Origin of the sequence: Streptomyces sp. NPDC002044 (assembly GCF_040296725.1) — a bacterium.
Lineage (GTDB): Bacteria > Actinomycetota > Actinomycetes > Streptomycetales > Streptomycetaceae > Streptomyces > Streptomyces antarcticus.
This window is the reverse complement of sequence record NZ_JBEOXU010000224.1, coordinates 1-7,098: the sequence shown is the minus strand read 5'-3', so window position 1 is coordinate 7,098 and position 7,098 is coordinate 1. Positions and strand designations below refer to the sequence as shown.

General features: G+C 72.0%; 5 protein-coding genes and 1 pseudogene. 2 read left to right on the top strand and 4 right to left on the bottom strand.

The window, feature by feature from the left end; translation table 11 throughout:
* From ABT106_RS30165 to ABT106_RS30155, 3 genes are all read right to left on the bottom strand, one after another.
* Window positions 1-1,898 (bottom strand): TPM domain-containing protein (locus ABT106_RS30165; RefSeq protein ID WP_502979529.1); only part of this gene is annotated, 1,898 nt, incomplete at its 3' end.
* A gap of 155 nt (window positions 1,899-2,053) precedes the next feature.
* On the bottom strand, window positions 2,054-2,830 hold the full coding sequence (locus ABT106_RS30160; RefSeq protein WP_351283729.1) for a succinate dehydrogenase/fumarate reductase iron-sulfur subunit: 777 nt from the start codon (window positions 2,828-2,830) through the stop codon (window positions 2,054-2,056).
* Window positions 2,827-4,755: a fumarate reductase/succinate dehydrogenase flavoprotein subunit gene (locus ABT106_RS30155; protein ID WP_351283727.1), complete on the bottom strand. Its 1,929-nt coding sequence runs from the start codon at window positions 4,753-4,755 to the stop codon at window positions 2,827-2,829. The genes ABT106_RS30160 and ABT106_RS30155 overlap by 4 nt, the downstream gene beginning before the upstream one ends.
* 146 nt (window positions 4,756-4,901) lie before the next feature.
* Between ABT106_RS30155 and ABT106_RS30150 the strand changes: the two genes are divergently transcribed.
* Window positions 4,902-6,122, top strand: coding sequence for an RNA-guided endonuclease InsQ/TnpB family protein (locus tag ABT106_RS30150; RefSeq protein WP_351283724.1), 1,221 nt, complete (start codon window positions 4,902-4,904; stop codon window positions 6,120-6,122).
* 12 nt (window positions 6,123-6,134) lie between these two features.
* On the opposite strand, the gene sdhC is transcribed toward ABT106_RS30150, so the two are convergent.
* Entirely contained in the window at window positions 6,135-6,959 is an 825-nt protein-coding gene (sdhC, locus tag ABT106_RS30145; protein ID WP_351283723.1) for a succinate dehydrogenase subunit SdhC, read from the bottom strand.
* Between the two features lie 44 nt (window positions 6,960-7,003).
* On the opposite strand from sdhC, the pseudogene ABT106_RS32220 reads away from it, so the two are divergent.
* Window positions 7,004-7,098, top strand: a pseudogene (locus ABT106_RS32220) (ribonucleotide reductase barrel domain-containing protein); the annotation flags it as partial.

Sequence of the window (7,098 nt, the reverse complement as noted above, 5' to 3'; positions counted from 1 at the left end):
GGGTGGCACCCACTCCCCCCGGGCCTGCCCTGTCGCCCGGGAGATGCTGCGGCGCCCGCCCTGTACGGGTCTGGGGAAACGACTGCGCCGCACCCATGGGCCTCCGCCAGCGCGCCCGCCGGGTCGGCGGACGTCAGGGTCCCCGCCCGCTCCAGGTGCCGGGCCGCCTCCGCCAGCCGGGTGCGGGCCTGGCTGCCGACCGCGCCCCGGCTGGTGGTGATGTAGTCCGTCGCGGCGCCGATCGCACTGCGGGCCGACAGCAGGGCCTGGTCCAGCAGGGCCACCGCGCGCTGGCGGCCCGACTCCCGCTCGCGCGCCCCGGCCAGCGCCTCGTCCAGGGCCGCGTCGGCCTCCTCGACCCGGCGCAGGGCGTCGATCGGGTCGTACCGGCCGGCCGCCTGCTCCTGCCGTACGTCGGCCAGCACCGCCTCCGCCCGGCCGATCCGGCCCCGCAGGTCCGCTGTCGAGGTGCCCTCGGCGGTTCCGGTCAGCAGCCCGCGGGCGTCCGCGAGGTCCGTATCGGCCTCGTTCAGGGCGCCCGGCAGTTTCCCGGCCGCCTCCGCCAGCTCCTGGGCCCGCCGCTCCACCGCGTCGACCAGGGTCGCCGCCTGGTCCACCGCGCCCTCGGCGGCCCGCACGTGCACGGCCGCCCGGCCGTTGTCGCCGGCGTCGACCGCGGCGTGCGCCTCGCCCAGGCTGGTCGTCGCGAACAGCAGCCGGTCCTCCGCCTGTTCCGGGTTGGCGGCGACCGGCGCCGACGCGGAGTCCGCGTACCGGCCGGCCAGCGCCGTCAGGGTGGCCACGGCCGTCGTGGTGCGCCCGGCCAGCGCCCGGAAGTGCAGTTCCACGGTGGCCAGGGCCTGCGGAGCGTTCTTCTCCAGATCCCGCAGCCGGTCGAAGTCCGCCGATTCGGCGTCGAGGCGCCGGCTGGCCTCCGTACACCGGGCGACGATCTCGTCGAGCATCCGGCGCCGGGTCGCGTCGTCCTCCGGGTAGGCGTCGTCCAGCTGCTGGCGCAGCCGGAAGGCGTGCGTCAGCTCGTTCTTGGCGTACTCCACGGCCGCGGTGAAGGGGGCCGCCGCCTCGTCGCCGAACTGGGCCGAGGCGAAGCCGAGTTCCTCCGTACTGGTGCGGACCGCGTCGTCGGTCTCCACCAGCAGCGCCTTGGCCCGGGAGTCCAGCTCCGGCAGCGGCGGCCGCCCCGCCCCGGCCTCGCCCCAGCCCTGGCCGGTGCTCGTACCGCGCCCGGGGCCGTCGCCGCGGCGCTTGCGGCGGGTGTACGCGTACGCCCCGAGGGCGCCGGCCGCGCCGACCGCCACCACCGGGAGCACGAAGTCCCCGGCCCCGGTGTGCCCGCTCTCCCCGCCGCCGGGGTCCGCCGGACCCGGGGTGATCGTGGGCGCGGCGACGGGCAGCCCGCCGAGCACGGCGTTGTAGCCGTCGGCCGCGCCGATCGCGGCGCCCGCCCAGTCGTTCTGCCGCAGGGCGGGCTCGATGGCGGTCCGGGCGACCGTCGCGAGCTGCTCCTCGGTGAAACCGGACGCGGTGTCGGCCGAATAGGCGTACTGCCGGTCCCCGGTCGCCACGGCCAGCAGGACGTCGCTCTGGCCGAGGCCGTTCTTCTCCGCGGTGGCATCGGCCCAGCTCTGGGCGGACCGGCCGGAGAAGTCACGGACGTACGCGACGAACAGCTGGACCCGCCGGTCGGCGTAGAGCCTGTCCAGAGCCGCGGTCACGGAGTCCCGCCGGTCGCCCAGGGCCCCGACGCGGTCGGTGATCTGGCCCTGCCGGGACAGGGTCACCGGATCGTCGGCCCGCGCCGGCGGCGCCCCCGCCACCCCCCAGCCGCCGAACGCGAGCAGCGCTCCGGCCAGGGCGAGCCCCGCCCGGAGCGGTATGCCGGCGGAGGTGCGTCTCTGCGTCCTGCTTCTCGGCGGAATCACAATTGGGAGGGTATGGGGGGTTTAGTGGCACCGCATGCGGAGTCAGGGCCGGTGACCCGCCCCGGGGCGGGTCACATACGGGCTCCCGGGCGCTACGGGGTTCCGGAGCGCTACGTCGTTCCCGAGCGCCTGCCGATCTTGTTGCCCAGCCACACCAGCGGGTCGTACTTGCGGTCCACCGCCCGCTCCTTCAGCGGGATCAGGGCATTGTCGGTGATCTTGATGCCCTCGGGGCAGACCTCCGTACAGCACTTGGTGATGTTGCACAGGCCGAGCCCGTGCTCCTCCTGCGCCGCCCGCCCGCGGTCCAGGCCCGCCTCCGCCGCCGCGTCCAGGGGGTGCATGTCCAGCTCCGCCACCCGCATCAGGAAGCGCGGCCCCGCGAAGGCGGGCTTGTTCTCCTCGTGGTCCCGCACCACGTGACAGGTGTCCTGGCACAGGAAGCACTCGATGCACTTGCGGAACTCCTGCGAGCGCTCCACGTCCACCTGCCGCATCCGGTACGCCCCCGGCGCCACCCCCTGCGGCGGCACGAAGGCCGGGACCTCCCGCGCCTTGGCGTAGTTGAAGGACACGTCCGTCACCAGGTCCCGGACCACCGGGAACGCCCGCAACGGGGTGACGGTGACCGTCTCCCCGCTCCCGAAGGTGGACATCCGCGTCATGCACAGCAGCCGCGGCCGGCCGTTGACCTCCGCGCTGCACGAACCGCACTTGCCCGCCTTGCAGTTCCAGCGCACCGCGAGGTCCTGGGCCTGCGTCGCCTGGAGCCGGTGGACGATGTCCAGCACGACCTCGCCGTCGTTCACCTCGACGGTGAAGTCCCGCAGCTCCCCGCCCTCCGCGTCGCCCCGCCAGATCCGGAAGCGTGCGTCGTAGGTAGTCACTCGTAGAGCTCCTCTTCGGCGAGGTACTTGACCAGCTCTTCCTTCTCGAACAGGGCGAGCAGGTCGGGACGGATGGGATCCGTGCGGGTGCGCACGAGGGCGATCCGGTCGGCCGCCGGGTCGGCCGGAGCCGGGTCCACCGGCCGGCACAGCAGGTTCACCGGACGCCAGGCGCGGTCCATGCCCGGGCAGTCCTCGCGGGTGTGCCCGCCCCGGCTCTCGGTGCGCTCCAGGGCCGCGCGGGCCACGCACTCGCTGACCAGGAGCATGTTCCGCAGGTCCAGCGCCAGGTGCCAGCCCGGGTTGAACTGCCGGTGCCCCTCGACGCCGGCCCGGGAAGCCCGTACGCGCAGGTCCGCCAGCCGCTCCAGGGCCTGCGCCATCTCGCCCGCCCGCCGGATGATGCCGACCAGGTCGTTCATGGCGCTCTGGAGCTCCTGGTGGAGCGTGTACGGGTTCTCCGCGCCCTCGGCGGCGTGGAACGGGGCCAGCGCCTCCGCGGCCGCCTCGTCGATCCGGGCCTGGGAGACGGCCGGGCGCCCGGCCGGGGAGGAGGCGTGCTCCCGCGCGTACCCGGCGGCGTGCAGACCGGCCCGGCGGCCGAAGACGAGCAGGTCGGACAGGGAGTTCCCGCCGAGCCGGTTGGAGCCGTGCATGCCGCCCGCGACCTCGCCCGCGGCGAACAGCCCCGGGACGCCGACCGTGGCGGCGGTGTCCGAGTCGACCGCGATGCCGCCCATCACGTAGTGGCAGGTCGGGCCGACCTCCATCGGCTCGGCCGTGATGTCCACGTCCGCCAGCTCCTTGAACTGGTGGTACATCGAGGGCAGGCGCCGGCGGATCCGCTCCGCCGGCATCCGGGTGGACACGTCCAGGAAGACCCCGCCGTGCGGGGAGCCGCGGCCGGCCTTCACCTCGGAGTTGATGGCCCGGGCCACCTCGTCGCGGGGGAGCAGCTCGGGCGGCCGCCGGTTGTGGTCCGGATCGTCGTACCAGCGGTCGCCCTCCGCCTCCGACTCGGCGTACTTCTCCTTGAAGACGTCCGGGACGTAGTCGAACATGAACCGCTTGCCGTCGCTGTTGCGCAGCACCCCGCCGTCGCCGCGCACCGACTCGGTGACCAGGATGCCCTTCACCGACGGCGGCCAGACCATACCCGTCGGGTGGAACTGCACGAACTCCATGTTCAGCAGCGGCGCCCCGGCCAGCAGGGCCAGCGCGTGCCCGTCACCGGTGTACTCCCAGGAGTTGGACGTCGTCTTGAAGGACTTGCCGATCCCGCCGGTGGCCAGGACGACCGCCGGGGCCTCCAGGACGAAGAAGCGGCCCGACTCGCGCTCGTAGCAGAAGGTCCCCGCGACCCGCCCGCCGCCCGCGGGGCCGCCGTCCTGCAGGATCCGGGTGACCGTGCACTCCTGGAAGACCTTGAGGCGGGCCTCGTAGTCCCCGAACTCCTCGAAGTCCGCCTGCTGGAGCTGGACGATCTTCTGCTGGAGGGTGCGGATCAGCTCCAGGCCCGTCCGGTCGCCGACGTGGGCCAGGCGCGGGTACTCGTGGCCGCCGAAGTTGCGCTGGGATATCCGGCCGTCCGGGGTGCGGTCGAAGAGCGCGCCCCAGGTCTCCAGCTCCCAGACCCGGTCCGGGGCCTCCTTCGCGTGCAGCTCCGCCATCCGCCACTGGTTGAGGAACTTGCCGCCGCGCATCGTGTCGCGGAAGTGCACCTGCCAGTTGTCGCCCTCGTTGACGTTGCCCATGGAGGCGGCGATGCCGCCCTCCGCCATCACCGTGTGGGCCTTGCCGAAGAGCGACTTGCAGATCACGGCCGTACGGGCGCCGCGCTCGCGGGCCTCGATCGCGGCGCGCAGCCCGGCGCCGCCCGCGCCGACCACGACCACGTCCCACTGCTGCCGTTCCACTTGGGTCATCCAATCTCCTTGCGAGAGTCCCTCAGACGTGAGCCGAGAGAGGGGGCACGCATCGTCGGCCGAGAGCAGCGCGGCGGCGCAGTCCCGGTGCGTGATGCTGTGACCTGGGCTTGTGTGCGGGTGGTGGCCGCTTCTAGCGTTCGGACATGGGGGCTCATCGTTCTGTGAAGCGGGCGTTCAAGTACCGCTTCCATCCCACCGACGCGCCGGCAGCCGATCTGTCGCGGACGTTCGGATGCGTGCGCAAGGTCTACAACCTCGCACTCGCCGTTCGCTCCGACGCCTGGACGAACCGGCAGGAGAGGGTGGGCTACAGGGAGACGTCTGCGATGCTCGCCGACGGGAAGAAGACCGAGGAACTGGCCTACCTGGCCGAGGTTTCCTCGGTTCCGCTCCAGGAGGCGCTGCGTCACTTGCAGAGCGCCTTCACGCGCTTCTGGGGAAAGCAGTCGAGGCATCCCCGCTTCAAGTCGAAGCGGCATGCGCGAGCTTCGGCCAGGTACACACGCTCCGCGTTCCGCTACGACGACGGACGGCTGACGCTGGCCAAGATGGCGGATCCGTTGGACATCGTCTGGTCCCGTCCCCTGCCCGTCGGGGCTCAACCGTCCAGTGTCACGGTGTCGCGGGACAGCGCCGGGCGCTGGTTCGTCTCCCTGCTCTGCGAAGACGTTCCCTCCTCGATGCCCGCCACCACGCGGGCCGTGGGCATCGATGTCGGGCTCACAGCCCTGGTCACCCTCTCCACCGGAGAGAGGGTCGACAATCCCCGACACGAGCGCAGGGATCGGGCCAGACGGGTGAGGGCTCAGCGGGCGTTGTCGCGGAAGGAGAAGGGATCGGAGAATCGCGCCAAAGCCCGCACTCGTGTGGCGAAGGTCCAGGCTCGGATCGCAGACCGTCGCAGGGACCACCTCCACAAGCTGACCAGTCGACTCGTGCGCGATAACCAAACGCTCGTGATCGAGGACCTGACCGTCCGCAGCATGGTCAAGAACCGCAAGGTCGCCCGTGCCGTCATGGATGCGGCCTGGGGTGAGCTGAGGCGAACGCTGGAGTACAAGACAGCCTGGTACGGGCGGGAGCTGATCATCGTGGATCGGTGGTTTCCCAGCTCGAAGCGGTGCTCGGTCTGCGGGGCGACAGTTGGGGCGATGCCCCTGAACGTCCGTGAGTGGACGTGCGAGAGCTGCGGGACGACGCACGACCGGGACGTGAACGCGGCAATCAATCTTCTGGCCGCCGGGCCGGCGGTCACTGCCTGTGGAGCGGGTGTCAGACCTCATCGGGAGTCCTCCTCTCGGCCGGGGCGGTCCGCGGTGAAGCAGGAACACCCACCCGAAGAGGTGGGACGTTCCTCCCCGTAGGGAGGGCGGAGGTCAAAAGATCCTCGGGTCGGTGAAGGCGCCGCTGGCCACCAGATAGACGTAGAAGTCGCAGAGCGCGACGCTGATCAGGGAGGCCCACGCCAGCTGCATGTGGCGGGCGTTGAGCCGGCTGACCCAGCCCCACAGCCGGTAGCGCACCGGGTGCTTCGAGAAGTGCTTGAGCTTGCCGCCCATGATGTGCCGACAGGAGTGGCACGACAGCGTGTACGCCCAGATGAGGGTGATGTTGACGAGGAACAGTAGCGTTCCGAGGCCCATGTGGCCCCAGGCGTAGTGCTCGTCGCGGAAGGTCAGCACCGTGTCGTACGTGAGGATGCCCGCGACCGGGACGGCCGCGTAGAAGAAGTAGCGGTGCGCGTTCTGGAAGACCAGCGGGAAGCGGGTCTCCCCGGTGTACGCCGCGTGCGGCTCGGCGACGGCGCAGGCGGGCGGTGAGGCCCAGAAGCCCCGGTAGTACGCCTTGCGGTAGTAGTAGCAGGTCAGCCGGAAACCGAGCGGGAAGATCAGGACCAGCAGGGCGGGGGACAGGCCCCACCAGCTGCCGAACAGCTCCCAGTTGGGGCCGCCGCGCATCTCCTGGCAGTTCTCCGCGAGGCACGGGGAGTAGAACGGCGAGACGTACGGGGCCGCGTAGTAGTCGGCGTTGGCGAAGGCCCGCCAGGTCGAGTAGACGATGAAGGCGAACAGCCCGGCCGCGGTGCCGGCCGGGGCCAGCCACCATCGGTCGGTCCGCAGGTGCCGGGCGGCGATGGCGGCCCGCGAGGCGCCGTGGACGCCGGAGGGCCGCTGTCGGGGTGGTTCCGTGCCTGTGGCCAAAGGGGACTCCGGGTGGAGTGATGAGGGGTGGCCCGGGCGACCCGGCCCCGACGGCGACGATCGCCTCGATCGCGGGCGTGTACGAGTGCATCGAGCCGCAGGTCTCCAACCTCTTCAAGCGCGAGACGCTGAGCGGTGA